We start from the raw sequence: 18,410 nt of genomic DNA on the forward strand, positions 1-18,410 counted from the left end.
ACTCCGTACTGCGCGTCTGCCCCGACTGCGACGTTTCAATCACACGTGGTGAGGCGCTGTCCTGCTCGGCACTATCGTGGGCGCATGTCGACAGCAGCCATCCGTATCGTCTCCCGCTCCTCGCCCATGGCCCTCGCCCAAGTGGAGCGTGTGCGAGCCGAGTTGGCCGTACTCCACCCGGGCCTGCGCACCGAGGTGGTGCCCGTCACCACTTCGGGTGACCGCTGGATGGGCGACCTGGCGAAACTGGGCGGGAAGGGTGCCTTCACCAAGGAGGTCGACGCCGCGCTGCTCGCGGGCGAGGCGGACCTCGCGGTGCACTGCGTCAAGGACATCCCGGCCGACCGCCCTCTCCCGGCGGGCACGGTGTTCGCGGCCTTCCTCAAGCGGGACGACATCCGCGACGCCCTCATCCACCCTGGTGGCGCCACTCTCGACGAGCTTCCCGCCGGAACCCGGATCGGTACGTCGTCGGTCCGCCGCATCGCGCAACTCGCGGCGTCCCACCCGGAGCTGGAATGCGTCCCGATGCGCGGAAACGCCAACAGGCGCCTGGAGAAGCTCGCGGCGGGCGAAGCCGACGCGCTGCTCCTCGCGGTGGCGGGACTGGAGCGCATCGGCCGCACGGACGTGATCACCGAGACGCTCTCGGTGGACACGATGTGCCCGCCGATCGGCGCGGGCATTCTCGCCCTGCAGTGCCGCGAGGACGACACGGCCACGATCGACGCCGTCAGCGGTCTCGGCGACCCCCCGTCGTGGAAGGAGGCCACCGCCGAGCGGATGTTCCTCCACGTGCTCCAGGGGCACTGCAACAGCCCCATCGCCGGCTACGCGCGCGCCGAGCGCAACGGCGAACTCTCGCTGCGCGCAAGGGTGTTCACCCCGGACGGCAAGACCGTACTCAACGCCCACGAGTGGGCGGGCCCGCTGGACCCGGCCACCCTCGGCACCTCGGTCGCGGTGGCACTCCTGCGCCAGGGCGCACGCGAACTGATCGACGGCATCGCGCACTGACGGTCCCGTTATCAGTGGCCGCCCCTAGGCTTGATCCCAACAGTCCATCGAGCAATGGGGATTGCCGAGACTGCACCCCGCCCCGGAACAGCGCACCGGGGCGGGGCACTCGAATCAGGGAGCGTATGTCTGACGCATTGACGGAATTCCTGCGTGCCAGGATCGCGGAGGACGATCGCGCGGCAATGGCCGCCTCCTCCATGCTGCCATGGGTACAGGGGGAGGACCCGGAGGGCAGCCCCACCTTCGTGATCCAGGGGGAGTACGGCAGCCTGGCCATCGAATGCCCGGCCGCGGCCGACGCCGTTCATATCGCCCGCCACACCCCCTCCCGGGTCCTGGCCGAGGTGCAGGCCAAGCGGCGCGTACTCGCCCGGCATGTCCTCAGCCCGGCGAACGGTGAAACCGAGACGCCTTGGGACAACGTCGACGACTGCCAGTACGACGGTGACAACTGGCCATGCCCCGACCTGCTCGATATCGCCCTGCCATACGCCGACCACGCGGAATACCGCGACGAGTGGCGGGTCACCTGAGGGCAGCCCTACTCCGAGCGACGCCGGATCGACGTCATCATGCGGCGCATGCCAAGGACGTGACCGTGCGTGCCGATGACGAGTGCGCGGTAGACGCCGCCGGCCAGGCCGGGGAACGAGGCCCGTGATTCGGCGCTCAGGAGGGTCTGTCCAGGACCGGCGGGTTCGATGCGGAATATCAGGGCGTACGTCGAGAAGCGGTGGCGGCCCTGGAGAATCAGCTCCCGTCCCGGTTCCGCGGTGGTCACGCGGAAGCCTGGATAGGTCGAGCCTTCGGCGCACGGGCGCGGGCCGGACCTGGTCGTGTCGGCGGCGCCGATCAGCTGGGTGTACCGGACCATCCCGGCTCCGGCGAACGAGCGGTCGAGCGTCTCGCCCAGGCCCCGCCAGACGGCGTCGGCATCCGCCGCGATGACGGTCGTGTGCACGTCGACGTACGGCAGTGAAGCGGTCTGCACAAGAGCCTCCATGGTCCCCGGGCCACTCAGCCGGGATTGGCTGTACCGGGTCGGCCGGTCCCTCACCAGACTCGCTGCTGACCGCGTCGAGGCACAACCATCGCACCGGAGGTGACTTTCGTGGAGCAGGGGAGCACGGGGGATTCCACGACCGCCCCATTGAAGATCGCGCTCATGGACGTCGGCATCGGGCTTCTCGCCACGGCTGCCGCCGTACGCCGGCTGCGCCCCGACGCCGATCTTGTTCTCTCCTGCGATCCCGACGGCATGCCCTGGGGCCCGCGTACCCCCGAGGACGTAACGGTCCGTGCCCTGGCCGTGGCCGAAGCGGCGGTCGCGCATCGGCCCGACGCGCTGATCGTCGCCTGCAACACCGCCACCGTGCATGCCCTGCCCGCTCTTCGCGCCCGTCTGGAACCTGCCGTGCCCGTCATCGGGACCGTCCCCGCTGTCAAGCCGGCGGCGACAGGCGGTGGACCCGTGGCCGTATGGGCGACCCCCGCCACCACCGGCAGCCCCTATCTGCGCACTCTCATCAGGGAGTTCGCCGCCGGGGTGCCCGTCGCCGAGGTGGCGTGTCCGGGGCTCTCCGATGCCGTTCAGGACGCGGACGAGGAGGCTGTCGCTCTCGCGGTGGCCTCCGCGACCGAGCGGACTCCGCACGGCACAGAGGCGATTGTGCTGGGCTGTACCCACTACGAACTCGTCGCGGACCTCATCCGCGCGGCCGTTCAGCGGCCAGGCATGCCGCCGCTCGTCCTGCACGGATCCGCCGGTGCGGTCGCCGCTCAGGCATTGCGCAGACTCGGAGAGCGGCTCATGCCCCAGGCGCCCGCCACGGGTGGCCTGGCCGTGCTTCTCAGCGGGCGCGAGGCGCGGCTTCCGGTCCAGGCTCTGGCGTACGCCGAGGGTCGTCTGCTGCAGCCCAGGCGCCCCGCACGCTGATCGCTGGCAGGGTGATCCGCATGGACGTACGGGCACAAGAACTCGCCGACCTGCTGGTGGCCAAGTGGGCCTCCCCCCGGGGCGTGCACCTCATGGAGGCAGGCGCCACCGTGGTCGGCGGGCTCCTCGCGGAGGGGCCGCTCACGCCCGCGCGGGCCGGTGAGCTGCTCGGCTGGCCGGGCGAGCAGGTGCTCGACCGCTTCCGGGAGATGGATTTCGACCTGGAGACGGACCGGCTCCGGCGGATCGTCGGGGCGGGTGTCTCGCTGGACATGGATCGGCCGTATGCCATGGAACTGCAGGGCCGCCGCGTCACGGGCTGGTGCGCCATGGACGTGCTGATGTTCCCGGTCGTCCTCAAGGAGACCCGCTCCGCGGTGACCGGGCGCTGCGCGGCGACAGGCGTTCCCGTGTCGCTGACCGTCACCCCGGAGGGCGTACGCGACCTGACGCCCGCATCCGCCGCGGTGACCCTCGCGCCCGCCACCGGCGCCGACATCCGGCCGGTCTTCTGTGACCGCGTCAACTTCTACGCGGACTCTGAACTGGCCGCCGGCGCCGTGGCCGCCGACCCCGATCTCGCCGTGTGCACGGTGGCGGATGCCTGGGCGGTGGGTCGGCGGCTGGCCGGGCTCTTCGGCTAGGTGCCGATACCCGGGAACAGGTCGAGGAACGGTGCCGCGGTGGCCGCGATGCCGCGGCCGAAGGGGGCGTCGAAGTCCCAGATCAGGAAGAGCAGGAAGGCGATCAGCGCGGAGAACAGGCCGGCCAGGAGGAGTTCACTGGGCGAGCGGCGGATCTGGAGGGTGAAGATCAGGCCGACCGTGACCAGGGCTCCTGTGATCAGGCCGAACCAGACGACCCCGGGCATGGTGGCACCGGCGCTCTGGCCGCGGGCTCCTCTGGCGTCGTCGGCGGCCGCGACCTGGTCGACCAGCGGCTGGTAGGCCTGGCCCTCGTGGTCGGTCCTGGGCTGGTAGTCGGTGACGTCGCGGCGTACCTGGTTCAGGAGCTCGGTGCCCTTGTCCGTGAGCTCACCGTGGTCGGCCATGTGCTTCCACTCGGTGTCGATCACATAGGTGACGTAGGCGTTGACGTCGCTGCGGATACGGTCCCGGACCGCGGCGGGATAGACCTCCGAGCGGACATCGACCTCGTGCAGCGCCTGGGCTTCCTGGCGTACGGACTCCTGGGCCGCGCTCCGCGCCTCCCAGACGCCGGCGATGGCAAGCCCCAGGACGATCGCGTAGACCACGCCGATCATCATCGTCATGTACTCGATGACGTCGGGAGTTTCGGTGGGGTCGTCGTCATCTCCGATTCTGCGGTTGTTGATGAGAGTGATGGTCAGCACGACGGCGCAGGCGGCAGCCATCGCGATGGAGAGAACGAGCCATTCCGACATGGGGCATCTCCGTCGATCAACGGGAGGAACGCGGGCGCAGCACAGCGACCGCGAAGACGGCGGGGGCCGTGACGAGAAGGGTCAGCGAGACCAGGGAAGGGCTGGTCTGGCGCTTCTTGCGGGGTGGTTTGCGGTACGCGGGAAGCGCCACCGGCCGGGGTGGCGCCGGGCGGACCGTCGGGGTCGGTGAGGGTTTCGGCGGCTCGGGCGGCGGCGGAGGAGGAGGCGGCGGTGGTGGTGGAGGGGGTGGCGGTGGTGGCGGGAGCGCCTTGCGGACCGGTGGGGGTTTGCGCGCCGGCGGCCGGTGCTCCGCCTTGCAGCTCGACGAGCCGGACGAGCCGGACACCGCGATCGCCGTGCCGGAGGGCGCCTCGCCGTTCTGCGACACGGACGCGTACGTGCAGTTGTCCGCCGTGGCCGGCAGGGGCGTGAGGAGCAGACAGGTGAAGGCTGCCGCGGCGAACAGCCGCCCGATGAGCGGGATGAGAGTCAGCTGCGGTCGGTACACGACGAGGAGCATGAGCCGAAGTGGAGGGCAACACTCCGTGGTTGAAGCGGATTCCCCCGGAAGGTGGGAGAACTGCGGCTTTGCGTTTGAGACCGGCCCGGTCGATCAGAGGCCGAAAAATTTCTCCGCCCGCATTGAACACGGGCGGCACTCCGGACCGTACCTAGGGCCATGAACGGCGCACCCATCGCGCCGCATCCCGCAAACGGACAACTGGAGTTGACATGAATACCTGGCGGAACGCCTCGCTCGCGGTGACGGCGGTGGCAGTGCTGGCGCTGACGACGGCGTGCGGTCAGGAGACGGGCGCTGGTGCGGCGAACGGGCAGGCCGTGGGCAATGCGAGCCCTGCGGCGCAGGCCGGCGACGGCGCATACGGCGCGGGGGACGGGTACGGCTCGGACGCGACGGCGGGAAATGCGAAACCCGCCGGACAGCTGGCCGTCTGGGACAGCAAGAAACTCGGCAAGGTGGTGACCGACAGTGCGGGATTCACCCTCTACCGATTCGACAAGGACACCGCGAGTCCACCGAAGTCGAATTGCGACGGCGATTGCGCGAAGGTGTGGCCTCCCGTTCCCGCGGGCAGTGTGACCGCGGCGGCCGGCACCGATGCGTCGGTGATCGGTGAAGTCGTCAGGGCCGACGGCAGCAAGCAGCTCACGCTGGGCGGATGGCCCATGTACCGCTTCGCCAAGGACACCAAGCCCGGGGACGCCAACGGGCAGGGTGTGGGCGGAACTTGGTTCGCCTCCGCGCCCGACGGGAAGAAGGCGGCGGCGCCGGCGGCCGTGGCCGCACTGCCCGGTCTCTCCGTGCGCAAGGACGCCAAACTGGGCAACATCGTCGTGGACAAGCGCGGAATGACGGTTTACCGCTTCAAGAAGGATTCCGCCTGGCCGATGAAGTCGGCGTGCACCGGTGCGTGCCTCGACAAGTGGCCCGTTCTCGCCCCTGTGGCCAAGAGCGACACCGTCGGCATCATCAAAAAGGGATTTGTCACCTTCAACCGGCCCGACGGCCTCAAGCAGCAGTCCCTCAACTGCTGGCCCACCTACACCTTCTCCGGTGACATCAAGCCCGGCGACACGAATGGGCAGGGCATCGGCGGCACCTGGTACGCGATCTCGCCCGATGCCAAGCTGATCGGAGCGCCCAAGTAGTCTTCTCCGCAGACTTCCGGCCCGTCGCCGCACCCCCCGTTGCGGCGACGGGCCGGTCGCACATGCCGGAGGCGTGTGACCAATAACGGACCGCCAATTTCCGTTTTTGCTCGCTCTCCTGCCGGAGGATCAGTAGCCTCGGCTCGAGCACCGGTCATGGACATGGCCGTGACCGTCGTGTGGCGACTTGTTGGAGACATTGATGGAGCGTCCCGCCTGGGCCCCGCAGGGCATCGACATATCGATGCCGAGCGTCTCGCGGATCTACGACTACTACTTGGGCGGATCGCACAATTTCGAGGTGGACAGGGAAGCCGCCCGCAAGGCCATGGAGTTCGTGCCCGGGCTTCCCAAGGTCATGCAGGCGAATCGTGCCTTCATGCGCCGGGCTGTACGTTTCGCGGCCGACGCGGGGGTCACCCAGTTCCTCGACATCGGCTCGGGCATCCCCACCTTCGGCAATGTCCACGAAGTCGCCGAGGCGGCCAACCCCGAGTCCCGCGTCGTGTACGTCGACCACGACCCCGTGGCGGTAGCCCACAGCCAGGCCGTACTCGAAGGCAACGACCGGGCCCGGATCGTCGCCGCCGATCTGCGCAAGCCCCAGGAGATCCTGGACAGCCCCGAGGTCGCCGAACTCCTCGACCTGGACCGGCCGGTGGCCCTGCTCCTCGTCTCCGTACTCCACTTCATCGAGAACAGCGACGACCCGTACGGCGCCGTGGCCGCACTGCGCGACGCCCTGGCGCCCGGCAGCCTCCTCATCCTCTGCCACGCCTCCTACGAGACCATCCCGGTCCCGCAGGAGCAGTCCGCGGGCGCGGTCGGCGTCTACAACAACATCCGCAATCCACTGGTGATGCGCACCCGCGAGGAAGTCGGCCGGTTCTTCGACGGCTTCGAACTGCTGGAGCCCGGACTCGTCGCCATGCCGGACTGGCGGCCGGAGGCGCCGACCGAGCAGGAGGACCCGTTCGCCTTCGCGGGCCTTGCAGGGGTGGGACGAAAGGCGTGAGCGTACCCCCGCAGGCGTCCGGCCCCCCGACCGGACAGGACTGCAGCGAAGACAGAATCGGGCGGTTCGCCACGATCTGGAGCCGGGCCATCTTCCCGGCGACCGCGACCTCGCTCACCCGGGCGGAGTTCGAGCAGCATCTGCTGCCGCTCGCCCACCGGTTGAGCGAGGCGTTGCACGCCAGGCCCTTCGACGCGGCGCCCGCCCAGCGGATCGGCGCCGATCTGGTCGCACTGCACTGCACGGACCCGGAGGCGCTCAGCCGCAGCCTCGGGGTCGTCGACTCGTACCTGGTGCTGTACTGCGCCCAGGACGACGAACTCAGCCCCGAGGAAAGCCGCGCCCGCTGCTCCCGCCTCCAGCACGCACTGGCCGCCGGGTTCTCCCAGGCACTGCGCGAACGCACCCTCACCGAGCAGGAGGCCATCGCCCGCTCCGCGCTCTCCGCGCGCAGCGCCGCCGAAGAGGCACTGCACGCCACCGAGGCCCGCTTCCGCGCGGTCTTCGAGGGCGCGGCCATCGGGATAGGCATCGCCGACCTCGAAGGCAACGTCCTGGAGCTCAACGAGACGCTGCAGCGGATGTTCGGCGGGTTCGGCCAGAGCCTGCGCAGCCGCAATGTGAGCGAGTGGGTCCACCCCGAGGACGCGCCCCAGGTCTGGGGCCTGTACGGGGAGTTGGTGCGGGGCGAGCGCGAGCACTACCGGGTCGAGAAGCCGTACTACCGGAGCGACGGCACCGTCCTGTGGACCAACCTCACCGTCTCGCTGCTGCGCGACGCGGAGGGCGTCCCGCAGTACCAGCTGGCGCTGATGGAGGACACCACCGAGCGCCGGCTGCTCAATCTGCGTCTGCGGTACGAGGCGACACACGACGCGCTCACCGGCCTGCCCAACCGCACGCTGTTCTTCGAGCGGCTCGACAAGGTGCTCGCGGCCCGCGACGGCACACGCTTCGGCCTCTGCTATCTCGACCTCGACGGCTTCAAGGCGATCAACGACAGCCTGGGCCACTCGGCCGGTGACCGCCTTCTCGTCGAGATCGCCGACCGGCTGCAGAGCTGCGCGCCCGCACCCGGCGAGATGGTCGCCCGGCTCGGCGGCGACGAGTTCGTCGCACTCACCACGGGAGGGGACACCGAACGCGAGGTCGGCGAACTCGCCGCCCGTATCCTCTCGGTGCTCTCGACCCCGATCCGCCTGGACGGCCGCGAGCTGACCGTGCGCGGCTCCATCGGCATCGTCGAGGGACCGACGGGGGAGCGCACCGCCGCCGAGGTGCTGCGCAGCGCCGACATCACCATGTACCGGGCCAAGGCGGCAGGCGGCAACCGCTACGAGATCGCCGACGCGGAGGCGGACGCCCGCGCCATCACCCGGCACGGGCTGACCATGGCGCTGCCCGCCGCCCTGGACCGCGGCGAGTTCTTCATCGAGTACCAGCCGCTCGTGCACCTCGGTGACGGCAGCGTGCACGGGGCCGAGGCGCTGGTGCGCTGGCTGCACCCGCATCACGGGGTCCTGGGACCCGACCGCTTCATCGCGCTTGCCGAGCACACCGGGCTGATCGTGCCGCTGGGCCGCTGGGTCCTTGAGGAATCCGTACGGCAGGCGAGATTCTGGGAGGAGCAGCATCCCGCGCACAGCGACGGCGGGCCGCTGCGGATCAATGTGAACCTCTCGCCCACCCAGCTCCACCACCCCGGTCTGGTCGCCGACACGGTGGACGTACTGGAGCGGTCGGGGCTCTCACCGGGCGCGCTCTGCCTGGAGGTCACCGAGTCCGCGCTGATCGGCGCGGACGAGGACCTGCTGAAGCCGTTGCGGCAGCTTGCCGAGATGGGCATCGACATCGCCCTCGACGACTTCGGCACCGGCTACTCGAATCTCGCGAACCTGCGCAGGCTGCCGGTCAGCGTCCTCAAACTCGACCGCTCCTTCACCCAGGGCATGCAGACCCATCCGGCCGACCCCGTCGATCTGAAGATCGTCGAGGGGATCGTGTCGCTGGCCCACAGCCTGGAGCTGGCCGTGACCGTGGAGGGCGTGGAGACGGGGGCGCAGGCCGACCAGCTGCGGGAGTTGGGCTGCGACACCGCACAGGGCTGGTACTACGCCAGGCCGGGCGCCCCCGACCGGATTCACAGCCTGCTGCTGGCCGACGCCGTGTGACCCGACAGCAGGACGTCCTGCAGGACGCGCGCGGCACGCGGCGGGGCCACGTCGCTGCGGTGCGCGAGCGCGATCGTACGGTGCAGACCGGGACGGGCCAGGGGTGTGACCAGCAGGTCGCGCCCGGCCCGCGCGGCCACCATGCGAGGCACCACGGCGACGCCGAGGCCTGCCCGCACGAAACCGAGCACCGCGTCCATCTCGCCGCCCTCGACGGTGAAGTACGGCTCGAAGCCCGCCGCGCGGCAGGCGGAGAGCGTGAGGTCGCGCAGGTCGTAGCCGTGCCGGAACATCACCATCGGCTCGCCCTCCAGGTCGGCGATGCGCAGCGGTGAGCGGGGTGCGGGCGCGGCCGCCGAGGAGACCACCACCAGGTCCTCGTGCAGCAACTCGACGGTGGTCAGCGCCGGTGCCGGGGCCGGCAGGGGGAGCACGATCAGCGCCAGGTCGAGGGCGCCGCGCGCCAGTTCCCGTACGAGATCGTGGCTGCCGCCCTCCTCGATCATCAGCTGGATGCCGGGGTGCTGGTCGTGGAAGGCACGCAGCACGTCGGGGAGCAGCCCCGTGCAGAGACTCGGCGTCGCCCCCAGGCGCACCCTGCCGCGCCGCAGCTGAGCCAGTTCGAGGACCTCGTGGCGTGCGGTGTCCGCGTCGGCGAGGATCCGCCGGGCGAGCGGAAGCAGGGCCTCTCCGGCGTCGGTGAGCGTGATGTTGCCGCGGGCGCGGCTGAACAGCTCGGCGCCGAGCTCCTTCTCCAGCGCCCTGATCTGCTGGGAGAGCGACGGCTGGGAGACGTGCACCTCCTCGGCGGCGCGGGTGAAGTGCCGGGCCTCGGCGACGGCCACGAAATAGGTGAGCTGCTGGAACTGCATGAACACCACGATAGGCCATGGCTATGGAGATGAGCCGGACCATGTCTTGGACCTCTGGCCCTATGCAGGCCTAACGTTTCGTGTCATGGCACTGGCAACGCGGACGGACCGACGGCCGTCGATGGCGCGGACGGTTCTGAAATCGACCGTCGGGAAAAAACTGATCATGGCGGTGAGCGGCCTGATCATGCTGATGTACCTGGTCGTCCACATGCTCGGGAACCTGAAGATCTTCTTCGGGGCGGGGGAGTTCAATCACTACGCGCACTGGCTGCGCACGCTCGGCGAGCCCTTCCTGCACTACGAGTGGGCGCTCTGGCTCATCCGCGTGGTGCTGGTCGCGGCCGTCGTGGCGCACGCGGTCTCCGCGTATCAGCTCAGCAGGCTCGACCGCAGGGCCCGCCCGGTCGCGTACGCCCACCGGCGCAAGCGCTCCAGCTATGCGACCCGCACCATGCGCTGGGGCGGGATCATCCTGGCGCTGTTCATCGTCTGGCACCTCCTGGACCTGACGACCGGCACCGTGCACCCGGGGGGATTCCAGCAGGGGCACCCCTACCAGAACGTCGTCGACACCTTCGGCACCTGGTACAGCGACGTCATCTACATCGTCGCGATGCTCGCGCTCGGGCTGCACATCCGGCACGGATTCTGTAGCGCCGCGCAGACCCTCGGCGCGGGCAACGCCACCCGCGACCGCTTCCTCAAGGTCACGGCGAACGTCCTCGCGCTGGTCCTGACCGTGGGCTTCATCGCCGTACCCGTCGCCGTCATGACCGGAGTCGTGAGCTGACATGAACGAATACGCGCAGTACGCGACCGGCGCTCCGCTCGCCGACACCAAGGCCCCGCAGGGGCCGGTCGCCGAACGCTGGGACACCCGCCGCTTCGAGGCCAAGCTGGTCAATCCGGCCAACCGCCGCAAGCACACCGTCATCGTCGTCGGCACGGGTCTCGCGGGCGGAGCCGCGGGTGCCACGCTCGCCGAACAGGGCTATCACGTCGTCCAGTTCTGCTTCCAGGACTCCCCGCGCAGGGCCCACTCCATCGCCGCGCAGGGCGGCATCAACGCCGCCAAGAACTACCGCAACGACGGCGACTCCATCCACCGGCTCTTCTACGACACCGTCAAGGGCGGCGACTTCAGGGCGCGCGAGTCCAACGTCCACCGCCTCGCCCAGATCTCCGTGGAGATCATCGACCAGTGCGTCGCCCAGGGCGTGCCCTTCGCCCGCGAGTACGGCGGCCTCCTCGACACCCGGTCCTTCGGCGGCGTCCAGGTCTCGCGCACCTTCTACGCACGCGGGCAGACCGGCCAGCAACTCCTGCTCGGCGCCTACCAGGCGCTGTCGCGGCAGATCGCCGCCGGCACCGTCGAGATGCACCCGCGCACCGAGATGCTCGACCTGATCGTCATCGACGGCAAGGCGCGCGGGATCGTCGCCCGCGACCTGATCACCGGCAGGATCGACACGTACTTCGCGGACGCGGTGGTCCTCGCCAGCGGTGGCTACGGCAACGTCTTCTACCTGTCCACCAATGCCATGAACTCCAACGCCACCGCCATCTGGCGGGCCCACCGCCGCGGCGCCCACTTCGCCAACCCCTGCTTCACCCAGATCCACCCCACCTGCATCCCGCGCACCGGCGACCACCAGTCCAAGCTGACGCTGATGAGCGAATCGCTCCGTAACGACGGCCGCATCTGGGTGCCCAAGGCGCAGGGCGACACCCGGGCGGCCGCCGACATCCCCGAGAGCGAGCGCGACTACTACCTGGAGCGCATCTACCCCGCCTTCGGCAACCTGGTCCCACGCGACATCGCATCGCGGGCCGCCAAGAACGTCTGCGACGAGGGCAGGGGAGTGGGCCCCGGCGGCCAGGGCGTCTACCTCGACTTCGCCGACGCGATCGCCCGCATGGGACGCAAGGCGGTGGAGGAGAAGTACGGCAACCTCTTCGACATGTACGCGCGGATCACCGCGGAGGACCCGTACGAGACCCCCATGCGGATCTACCCCGCCGTGCACTACACGATGGGCGGACTCTGGGTCGACTACGACCTCCAGACCACCATCCCCGGCCTGTTCGCCATCGGGGAGGCCAACTTCTCCGACCACGGGGCCAACCGCCTCGGCGCCTCCGCCCTGATGCAGGGCCTCGCCGACGGCTACTTCGTCCTTCCCTCCACCATCAACGACTACCTCGCCCGCAACCCGCACCACGGCGAGATCGATGCCGCGCATCCGGCGGTCACCGAGACCGTCACCGCCACCCAGGAGCGCCTGGAGCGGCTGCTCGCCGTCGACGGCGACCGCACCCCCGACTCCTTCCACCGCGAAATCGGTGAGCTGATGTGGGAGTTCTGCGGAATGGCCCGCACCGAGGAAGGGCTGCGCAAGGCGCTCGACCGCATCCCGCAGATCCGCGACGAATTCTGGCGCCGGATCAAAGTCCCCGGCAGCGGCGAGGAGTTCAACCAGTCCCTGGAGCGCGCCAACCGCATCGTCGACTATCTGGAGCTCGCCGAGCTCATGTGTCTCGACGCGCTGCACCGCGCCGAGTCCTGCGGGGGTCACTTCCGCGAGGAGTCCCAGACCCCCGACGGCGAAGCGGCCCGCAGGGACGAGGAGTTCAGCTACGCGGCCGCCTGGGAGTTCACCGCCACCGGCGTCGCCCCCGTCCTGCACAAGGAAGACCTCGTCTTCGAGTACGTCCACCCCACTCAGCGGAGCTACGCATGAAGCTCACCCTGCGCGTCTGGCGCCAGAAGAACGCCGACGCCCCCGGCGCGATGACCACCTACCAGGTCGACGGCATCTCCCAGGACATGTCGTTCCTGGAGATGCTCGACACCCTGAACGAGGAGCTCACCCTCAAGGGCGACGAACCCGTCGCCTTCGACCACGACTGCCGCGAAGGCATCTGCGGAGCCTGCTCGCTGGTCATCAACGGCGACGCCCACGGCCCCGAGCGCACCACCACCTGCCAGCTCCACATGCGGTCCTTCGACGACGGCGACACCATCGACGTCGAGCCCTGGCGGGCCTCGGCCTTCCCGGTCGTCAAGGACCTCGTCGTCGACCGTTCCTCCTTCGACCGGATCATCCAGTCGGGCGGCTACATCTCCGCCCCGACCGGCGCCGCGCCCGAGGCGCACTCCACCCCGGTCCCCAAGCCCGACGCCGACTTCGCCTTCGAGCACGCCGAGTGCATCGGCTGCGGGGCCTGCGTGGCGGCCTGCCCCAACGGCTCGGCGATGCTCTTCACCTCGGCGAAGATCAACCACCTCAATGTGCTGCCGCAGGGCGCACCCGAGCGCGAGACCCGGGTACTGGACATGGTCGCGCAGATGGACGAGGAGGGCTTCGGCGGCTGCACCCTGACCGGGGAGTGCGCCACCGCCTGCCCCAAGGGCATCCCGCTGCCCTCGATCGCCGCGATGAACAAGGAGTGGCTGCGGGCCACCCGCAAGGTCAGCCGCTGACCGCGCGCAGCGCGCCGGGACGGCGGCCGCCCAGCCGGTCCAGCGCCGCGGATGTCGCATCGTCCGCGGGGAGATGGACCAGCAGGCGCTGACCGTCCCGGCCGGGGAGCTCCAGCGTTTCGTACGCGAGGCGCAGCGGCCCCGCCTCGGGGTGCACCAGCCGCTCCACCCCGGTCCGGGTGGGCAACTCGCGCTGCTGCGTGAGCCGTTCGGAAAACGGGGCGCCCGCGGTGACGGTGAGTTCATTGACGAGTTCCAGGGCGTACTGGTCCTCGCGGGCGATCTCGAAGCGCAGGCCTGCGGCGTACGCGTCGGCCACCTTCTCCCAGTCGGGGAACACGTCCCTGGCCCTGGGGTGGGTGAACACGTAACGGATCAGGCTGGGAGGTTCTCCCTCCAGCATGCCGAGCGGGCCGGCCAGCCGCTCGTATCCGCCGGTGAAGGCGACCACCTCGCTCAGCCGGTTGAGGAGCACGGCGGCCGTGGGCTCCAGACGGTCGAGGAGGGCCTGCACGGTGGGCCGTACGGAACGGACCGGCGACTCGGCGCCCGGGCACAGCAAGGAGCCGCTCTCCTCCTGCTTCAGCAGCTGGCGCAGCCGCGTCCTGGCATCGGACGACAGCCGCAGCGCGTCGGCGAGTGCCGCCATGACCTGTGTGGAGGGGTGGCGGTCGCGGCCCTGTTCGAGCCGGGCGAGGTACTCGACGCTGATCCCCGCGAGGGTCGCCAGCTCGGACCTGCGCAGCCCGGGAGTGCGGCGGCGCGGGCCTTCCACGAGACCCACCTCCGAAGGCGTCACCGACTCGCGGCAGGTACGCAGGAAGGTGCCCAACTCGTTGTCGCTCACAGGGAGATCGTAGCGAGGTGCACCGCCGCGGAGGGTAGCCCTGCCACTACCAGCATCGGCCGGGCCTTCCTCCGCCACGCCGCACTCGGCAGTCTTTCCCCATGACTTCAGAAACCAGCACCACGTCCCCGCTCCCGCTCGCCGCAGGCCGCTGGGAGATCGACACCAACCACTCAGAGGTGGGTTTCACCATCCGCCACCTCGGCATTTCCAAGGTGCGCGGCCACTTCGGCCAGGTCGAGGCCGAGCTGGTCGTCGGCGGGACGATCGAGGAGAGCGCGATCACCGCGACCGTCGCCCTCAGCTCGATCGACACCGGGAACCCCCAGCGTGACGAGCATGTCCGCTCCGCCGACCTGCTTGACGTCGCGAACCGGCCGACCATGACGTTTCGCTCCACCAAGGCGTCCGGCAAGGGCGAGGAGTGGGTACTGGAAGGCGACTTGACCATCGGTGACGTCACCCGGACGGTCACCTTCGAGGTGGAGTTCGGTGGAGCCGTGGACTTCGCCGACAACCGCAAGCACGCCGGGTTCGAGGCCAAGAGCGAGATCCGGCGCAGCGACTTCGGCCTGAACTTCGGTGCGGCCGACGCCCTGCTCGGGGACGTCGTCAAGATCCAGCTGGACGCGCAGTTCCTGTCACCCGCATGAGATAGGGCGCGGTCCGGCTGCCCGGTGCGCAGGCCACCTCGGCCGGCGTACCGGCGGCGACGATCCGTCCGCCCTCGTCACCGCCGCCGGGCCCCATGTCGATCACCCGGTCGGCGTCGGCGACCACCGTCATGTCGTGCTCGACGACGACCACCGAGTGGTCGGCGTCCACCAGGCCGTGCAACTGCCGCATCAGCACCTCGACATCGGCCGGGTGGAGCCCGGTCGTCGGCTCGTCGAGTACGTAAAGGGTGTGGCCGCGCCCGGCACGCTGGAGCTCGGAGGCGAGCTTGATGCGCTGTGCCTCGCCGCCCGACAGCTCGGTCGCCGGCTGCCCGAGCCGCAGATAGCCGAGTCCCACATCGAGCAGGGCGCGCAGACTGCGTACGGCGGCGGGGGTGCCCGCGAAGAACGCGGCCGCGGACTCGACGGTCAGGTCCAGGACCTGGGCGATGTTCAGCCCCTCGTGGGTGATCTCCAGCGTCTGCGGGTTGTACCGCGCCCCGTGGCAGTCGGGGCAGGGGGAGTAGGTACTCGGCAGGAACAGGAGCTCGACCGAGACGAAGCCTTCGCCCTGACAGGTCTCGCACCGGCCGCCCGGCACGTTGAAGGAGAACCGGCCGGCCTTGTAGCCGCGCGCCCGCGCCTCGTCGGTGGCGGTGAACAGCTTGCGTACGACGTCGAAGAGACCGGTATACGTGGCGAGGTTCGACCGAGGCGTACGGCCGATCGGTTTCTGATCGACCCTCACCAGCCGCTGCACCCCCGGCAGTTCCTCGGTGATCTCGCCGATGAGCGTGGACTTGCCCGAGCCCGAGACGCCCGTGATCGCGGTGAAGGCGCCGAGCGGGATCTCCGCGGTGAGGCCGTCCAGGTTGTGCCGGGTGACGGGACCGATCCTCAGCAGGCCCGACGGGGTGCGCACCGGTCGTGCGGCGCGGGGGGCCTCGTCGAAGAGGAAGCGCCGGGTCACCGACTCCGCCACGGCTGCCAGTTCCGCGGGCGGACCGCTGTGCAGCACCAGACCGCCGTGCTCGCCTGCGAGGGGGCCCACGTCGACGAGCCAGTCCGCCCGCCGTACGACATCCAGATGGTGCTCCACGACGAAGACCGAATTGCCCGATGCCTTCAACCGGTCGAGGACCACCAGCAGGGCCTCGGTGTCGGCCGGGTGGAGGCCCGCCGACGGCTCGTCCAGGACGTAGACGACGCCGAACAGTCCGGAGCGCAGCTGGGTGGCGAGCCGCAGCCGCTGCAGCTCGCCGGAGGACAGCGTCGGGGTGGTGCGGTCCAGGCTCAGATAGCCCAGGCCCAGTTCGGTGACGACCTCGATACGGGCAAGGAGGTCGCCGGTCAGTACTCGGGCCGTCTCGCTCGCCTGATCCTCGCCGAGGATCTTGGCCAGCACGGACAGCGGCAGCCCCGCGAGTTCGGCGATCGTACGGCCGGCGAAGGTGACGGCGAGGGCTTCGGGCCGCAGCCTGCTGCCCCCGCACACCGGGCAGGGCTCGCTCGCCAGGAAACGCTCGGCCTTGGCGCGCAGCGTCTGGCTCTTGGAGTCGGAGAAGGTGTGCAGGACATAGCGCTGGGCGCTCATGTACGTGCCCTGGTAAGGGCGTTGGATGCGCCCGGCCTCCCTGACCGGGTGCACGGTGACGACCGGCTGCTCGTCGGTGAAGAGGATCCAGTCGCGGTCCTGCTGGTCGAGCTCCCGCCACGGCCGGTCGACGTCGTATCCGAGGGCGTCCAGTACGTCGCGCAGGTTCTTGCCCTGCCAGGCGCCGGGCCAGGCGGCGATCGCCCCCTCGCGGATCGACAGCGCGGGGTCGGGGACGAGCAGTTCCTCGGTGGTGCGGTGGACGCGGCCGAGGCCGTGGCATCCGGGGCAGGCCCCGGCCGCCGTGTTCGGTGAGAAGGCGTCCGAGTCGAGGCGCTCGGCGCCCGCCGGATAGCGGCCCGCGCGCGAGAAGAGCATCCGCAGGGAGTTGGAGAGCGTGGTGACCGTGCCGACCGATGAGCGCGAGGTGGGCGCCGAGCGGCGCTGTTCCAGGGAGACCGCGGGCGGCAGGCCGCTGATCTCCGCGACCTTGGGGGCGCCGACCTGGTGGATCAGGCGGCGCGCGTAGGGAGCCACCGACTCGAAGTAGCGGCGCTGGGCTTCCGCGTAGACCGTGCCGAAGGCCAGCGAGGACTTGCCGGAGCCCGAGACCCCCGTGAAGACGACGAGCGCATCGCGGGGGATGTCCACGTCGACGCCGCGCAGATTGTGCTCGCGGGCGCCACGGACACGTAGATACGGGTCGTGAGGGCTTTGCATACCGGAATTCTAGGCCGTGATCCGGGCCAGCCGCCGGTAGGAGTCCAGCATCGCCCCGCGGTCGTAGGTGCTTGTCGTGACCAGGTACTCGTCCGCGCCGCTGCGTCCGATGATCTTCTCCAGGCCGTCCGTGACCTCGTCCTCGGTGCCGTGCAGCTGCCCGCGCAGGGCCTCGTCGAAGAGCGTGCGCTCGCGGTCGGTCATGGACAGGGTGAGCACCTTCTCGGCGGAGATCAGCGGCGGGAATTCTCCGTGCGTACGCGAATACGCCGTGGACCAGGCCTCCGGCAGCAGAATGCGCCGGGCCTCCTGTGTGGTCTCCGCGACGGCGACCGTCCCGGAGAGGACGACGTACGGGCGCTCGCCCCAGGCCGAGGGCCTGAAGGCGTCCCGGTACTCCTCGACGGCGCGCAGCATCGCGTCCTCGCCCCGTACGGCCGCGATCACCAGCGGCAGCCCTGCCTCGGCCGCGACCTGCGCGCCCGCGCCCGTCGCCAGGACGAACGCGGGCACCCGCAGACCCTCCGCGGGGCGGGCGTGGACCTGCGGGTGGGCGGACTGGTCGCCGGTGAAGTAGCCGAGCAGCTCGGCGAGCTGCGCCGTGAAATCGCCGGCGTCCTCCTTGCCGCGGCCCAGTGCCTTGCGTATCCCGCCGGTGAAGCCCACCGAGCGGCCGAGGCCCATGTCGATGCGGCCGGGGAACAGGGACTCCAGGACGCCGAACTGCTCGGCCACGACGAGGGGTTGGTGGTTGGGCAGCATGACGCCGCCCGTGCCGACCCGGATCCTGGTGGTCGCCGCGGCCACCGCCGCTGCGAGCACCGTGGGCGCCGAGCCCGCGACCCCGGGGACGCTGTGATGTTCCGAGACCCAGAAGCGGTGGTAGCCGAGCGACTCCGCCTCCCGGGCGAAGGCCACGGTGTCGCGCAGCGCCTGCGGAGATCCGTGGCCCTCGCGGGTGCGCGAGCGGTCCAGTACGGAGAAGCGGGTTTGCGCGATCACAGTGCTCACACAGA

General features: G+C 70.1%; 18 protein-coding genes. 11 read left to right on the forward strand and 7 right to left on the reverse strand.

The genetic code is table 11. The features are described from left to right. The first annotated feature begins 84 nt into the window (after positions 1-84). Together hemC and AB0H78_RS20705 are read left to right on the forward strand one after the other, a co-directional pair. Positions 85-1,017 carry a hydroxymethylbilane synthase gene (gene hemC / locus AB0H78_RS20700; protein WP_363235942.1) on the forward strand — a complete coding sequence of 311 codons (933 nt, stop codon included), beginning with the start codon at positions 85-87 and terminating at the stop codon, positions 1,015-1,017. 125 nt (positions 1,018-1,142) lie between these two features. After that, a complete protein-coding gene (locus AB0H78_RS20705) occupies positions 1,143-1,553 on the forward strand; it encodes a DUF6221 family protein (protein WP_363235943.1) in 411 nt (136 codons plus the stop codon). An 8-nt stretch (positions 1,554-1,561) separates the two neighbouring features. Here the strand turns inward: AB0H78_RS20705 and AB0H78_RS20710 are convergent, their stop codons facing one another. Continuing rightward, positions 1,562-2,011: a hypothetical protein gene (locus AB0H78_RS20710; protein ID WP_363235944.1), complete on the reverse strand. Its 450-nt coding sequence runs from the start codon at positions 2,009-2,011 to the stop codon at positions 1,562-1,564. Between the two features lie 159 nt (positions 2,012-2,170). Between AB0H78_RS20710 and AB0H78_RS20715 the strand changes: the two genes are divergently transcribed. Continuing rightward, positions 2,171-2,956: an aspartate/glutamate racemase family protein gene (locus AB0H78_RS20715; RefSeq protein ID WP_363236067.1), complete on the forward strand. Its 786-nt coding sequence runs from the start codon at positions 2,171-2,173 to the stop codon at positions 2,954-2,956. 20 nt (positions 2,957-2,976) lie between these two features. Then, complete coding sequence (gene merB / locus AB0H78_RS20720) at positions 2,977-3,600, forward strand: organomercurial lyase (RefSeq protein ID WP_363235945.1); 624 nt, start codon at positions 2,977-2,979, stop codon at positions 3,598-3,600. On the opposite strand, the gene AB0H78_RS20725 is transcribed toward merB, so the two are convergent. Continuing rightward, the gene (locus AB0H78_RS20725) at positions 3,597-4,361 is read right to left on the reverse strand and encodes a hypothetical protein (RefSeq protein WP_363235946.1); all 765 of its coding nucleotides are present in this window, start codon (positions 4,359-4,361) and stop codon (positions 3,597-3,599) included. The genes merB and AB0H78_RS20725 overlap by 4 nt on opposite strands. A gap of 16 nt (positions 4,362-4,377) precedes the next feature. Further along, positions 4,378-4,881, reverse strand: coding sequence for a hypothetical protein (locus AB0H78_RS20730; protein ID WP_363236072.1), 504 nt, complete (start codon positions 4,879-4,881; stop codon positions 4,378-4,380). Positions 4,882-5,093: 212 nt separating this feature from the next. Here AB0H78_RS20730 and AB0H78_RS20735 point away from each other — a divergent pair, with 212 nt between their 5' ends. The 3 genes from AB0H78_RS20735 (at position 5,094) to AB0H78_RS20745 (ending at position 9,218) form a co-directional block, all read left to right on the forward strand. Further along, positions 5,094-6,032 (forward strand): SCO0930 family lipoprotein, encoded by a 939-nt coding sequence (locus AB0H78_RS20735; protein WP_363235947.1) that lies wholly within the window; start codon positions 5,094-5,096, stop codon positions 6,030-6,032. A 202-nt stretch (positions 6,033-6,234) separates the two neighbouring features. Beyond that, positions 6,235-7,047: an SAM-dependent methyltransferase gene (locus AB0H78_RS20740; RefSeq protein WP_363235948.1), complete on the forward strand. Its 813-nt coding sequence runs from the start codon at positions 6,235-6,237 to the stop codon at positions 7,045-7,047. Beyond that, a complete protein-coding gene (locus AB0H78_RS20745) occupies positions 7,044-9,218 on the forward strand; it encodes an EAL domain-containing protein (protein ID WP_363235949.1) in 2,175 nt (724 codons plus the stop codon). Before AB0H78_RS20740 ends, AB0H78_RS20745 begins: the two co-directional genes overlap by 4 nt. On the opposite strand, the gene AB0H78_RS20750 is transcribed toward AB0H78_RS20745, so the two are convergent. Further along, positions 9,188-10,090, reverse strand: a complete 903-nt coding sequence (locus tag AB0H78_RS20750) for a LysR family transcriptional regulator (protein WP_363235950.1) — start codon at positions 10,088-10,090, stop codon at positions 9,188-9,190. The two genes, AB0H78_RS20745 and AB0H78_RS20750, sit on opposite strands and share 31 nt — an antisense overlap. 121 nt (positions 10,091-10,211) lie before the next feature. Here AB0H78_RS20750 and AB0H78_RS20755 point away from each other — a divergent pair, with 121 nt between their 5' ends. Genes AB0H78_RS20755 through AB0H78_RS20765 form a run of 3 tightly spaced genes read left to right on the forward strand, consistent with a single transcriptional unit; the run spans position 10,212 to position 13,577 of the window. Then, a complete protein-coding gene (locus tag AB0H78_RS20755) occupies positions 10,212-10,883 on the forward strand; it encodes a succinate dehydrogenase (protein WP_363236068.1) in 672 nt (223 codons plus the stop codon). A gap of 1 nt (position 10,884) precedes the next feature. Then, on the forward strand, positions 10,885-12,834 hold the full coding sequence (locus AB0H78_RS20760) for a fumarate reductase/succinate dehydrogenase flavoprotein subunit (RefSeq protein WP_363235951.1): 1,950 nt from the start codon (positions 10,885-10,887) through the stop codon (positions 12,832-12,834). Then, a complete protein-coding gene (locus tag AB0H78_RS20765; RefSeq protein ID WP_363235952.1) occupies positions 12,831-13,577 on the forward strand; it encodes a succinate dehydrogenase/fumarate reductase iron-sulfur subunit in 747 nt (248 codons plus the stop codon). The genes AB0H78_RS20760 and AB0H78_RS20765 overlap by 4 nt, the downstream gene beginning before the upstream one ends. Here AB0H78_RS20765 and AB0H78_RS20770 read toward each other — a convergent pair. After that, on the reverse strand, positions 13,567-14,424 hold the full coding sequence (locus AB0H78_RS20770) for a helix-turn-helix transcriptional regulator (protein WP_363235953.1): 858 nt from the start codon (positions 14,422-14,424) through the stop codon (positions 13,567-13,569). The two genes, AB0H78_RS20765 and AB0H78_RS20770, sit on opposite strands and share 11 nt — an antisense overlap. Before the next feature lie 101 nt (positions 14,425-14,525). Here AB0H78_RS20770 and AB0H78_RS20775 point away from each other — a divergent pair, with 101 nt between their 5' ends. Beyond that, positions 14,526-15,077 (forward strand): YceI family protein, encoded by a 552-nt coding sequence (locus AB0H78_RS20775; RefSeq protein ID WP_363235954.1) that lies wholly within the window; start codon positions 14,526-14,528, stop codon positions 15,075-15,077. Here AB0H78_RS20775 and AB0H78_RS20780 read toward each other — a convergent pair. Together AB0H78_RS20780 and AB0H78_RS20785 are read right to left on the reverse strand one after the other, a co-directional pair. Further along, the gene (locus tag AB0H78_RS20780; RefSeq protein ID WP_363235955.1) at positions 15,037-17,394 is read right to left on the reverse strand and encodes an excinuclease ABC subunit UvrA; all 2,358 of its coding nucleotides are present in this window, start codon (positions 17,392-17,394) and stop codon (positions 15,037-15,039) included. The two genes, AB0H78_RS20775 and AB0H78_RS20780, sit on opposite strands and share 41 nt — an antisense overlap. Before the next feature lie 9 nt (positions 17,395-17,403). Then, entirely contained in the window at positions 17,404-18,405 is a 1,002-nt protein-coding gene (locus AB0H78_RS20785) for an LLM class flavin-dependent oxidoreductase (RefSeq protein WP_363235956.1), read from the reverse strand. Between the last annotated feature and the right edge of the window lie 5 nt (positions 18,406-18,410).

It is taken from the genome of Streptomyces sp. NPDC050738 (assembly GCF_040654175.1).
Taxonomy (GTDB): Bacteria; Actinomycetota; Actinomycetes; order Streptomycetales; family Streptomycetaceae; genus Streptomyces.

What these genes read in the sequence shown, in the direction of transcription:
- hemC (WP_363235942.1), top strand. Translation starts at nt 85, where the DNA reads ATGTCGACAGCAGCCATCCGTATCGTCTCCCGCTCCTCGCCCATGGCC.
- AB0H78_RS20730 (WP_363236072.1), bottom strand. Translation starts at nt 4,881, where the DNA reads ATGCTCCTCGTCGTGTACCGACCGCAGCTGACTCTCATCCCGCTCATC.
- merB (WP_363235945.1), top strand. Translation starts at nt 2,977, where the DNA reads ATGGACGTACGGGCACAAGAACTCGCCGACCTGCTGGTGGCCAAGTGG.
- AB0H78_RS20780 (WP_363235955.1), bottom strand. Translation starts at nt 17,394, where the DNA reads ATGCAAAGCCCTCACGACCCGTATCTACGTGTCCGTGGCGCCCGCGAG.
- AB0H78_RS20765 (WP_363235952.1), top strand. Translation starts at nt 12,831, where the DNA reads ATGAAGCTCACCCTGCGCGTCTGGCGCCAGAAGAACGCCGACGCCCCC.
- AB0H78_RS20775 (WP_363235954.1), top strand. Translation starts at nt 14,526, where the DNA reads ATGACTTCAGAAACCAGCACCACGTCCCCGCTCCCGCTCGCCGCAGGC.
- AB0H78_RS20705 (WP_363235943.1), top strand. Translation starts at nt 1,143, where the DNA reads ATGTCTGACGCATTGACGGAATTCCTGCGTGCCAGGATCGCGGAGGAC.
- AB0H78_RS20750 (WP_363235950.1), bottom strand. Translation starts at nt 10,090, where the DNA reads ATGCAGTTCCAGCAGCTCACCTATTTCGTGGCCGTCGCCGAGGCCCGG.
- AB0H78_RS20740 (WP_363235948.1), top strand. Translation starts at nt 6,235, where the DNA reads ATGGAGCGTCCCGCCTGGGCCCCGCAGGGCATCGACATATCGATGCCG.
- AB0H78_RS20725 (WP_363235946.1), bottom strand. Translation starts at nt 4,361, where the DNA reads ATGTCGGAATGGCTCGTTCTCTCCATCGCGATGGCTGCCGCCTGCGCC.
- AB0H78_RS20735 (WP_363235947.1), top strand. Translation starts at nt 5,094, where the DNA reads ATGAATACCTGGCGGAACGCCTCGCTCGCGGTGACGGCGGTGGCAGTG.
- AB0H78_RS20755 (WP_363236068.1), top strand. Translation starts at nt 10,212, where the DNA reads ATGGCGCGGACGGTTCTGAAATCGACCGTCGGGAAAAAACTGATCATG.
- AB0H78_RS20760 (WP_363235951.1), top strand. Translation starts at nt 10,885, where the DNA reads ATGAACGAATACGCGCAGTACGCGACCGGCGCTCCGCTCGCCGACACC.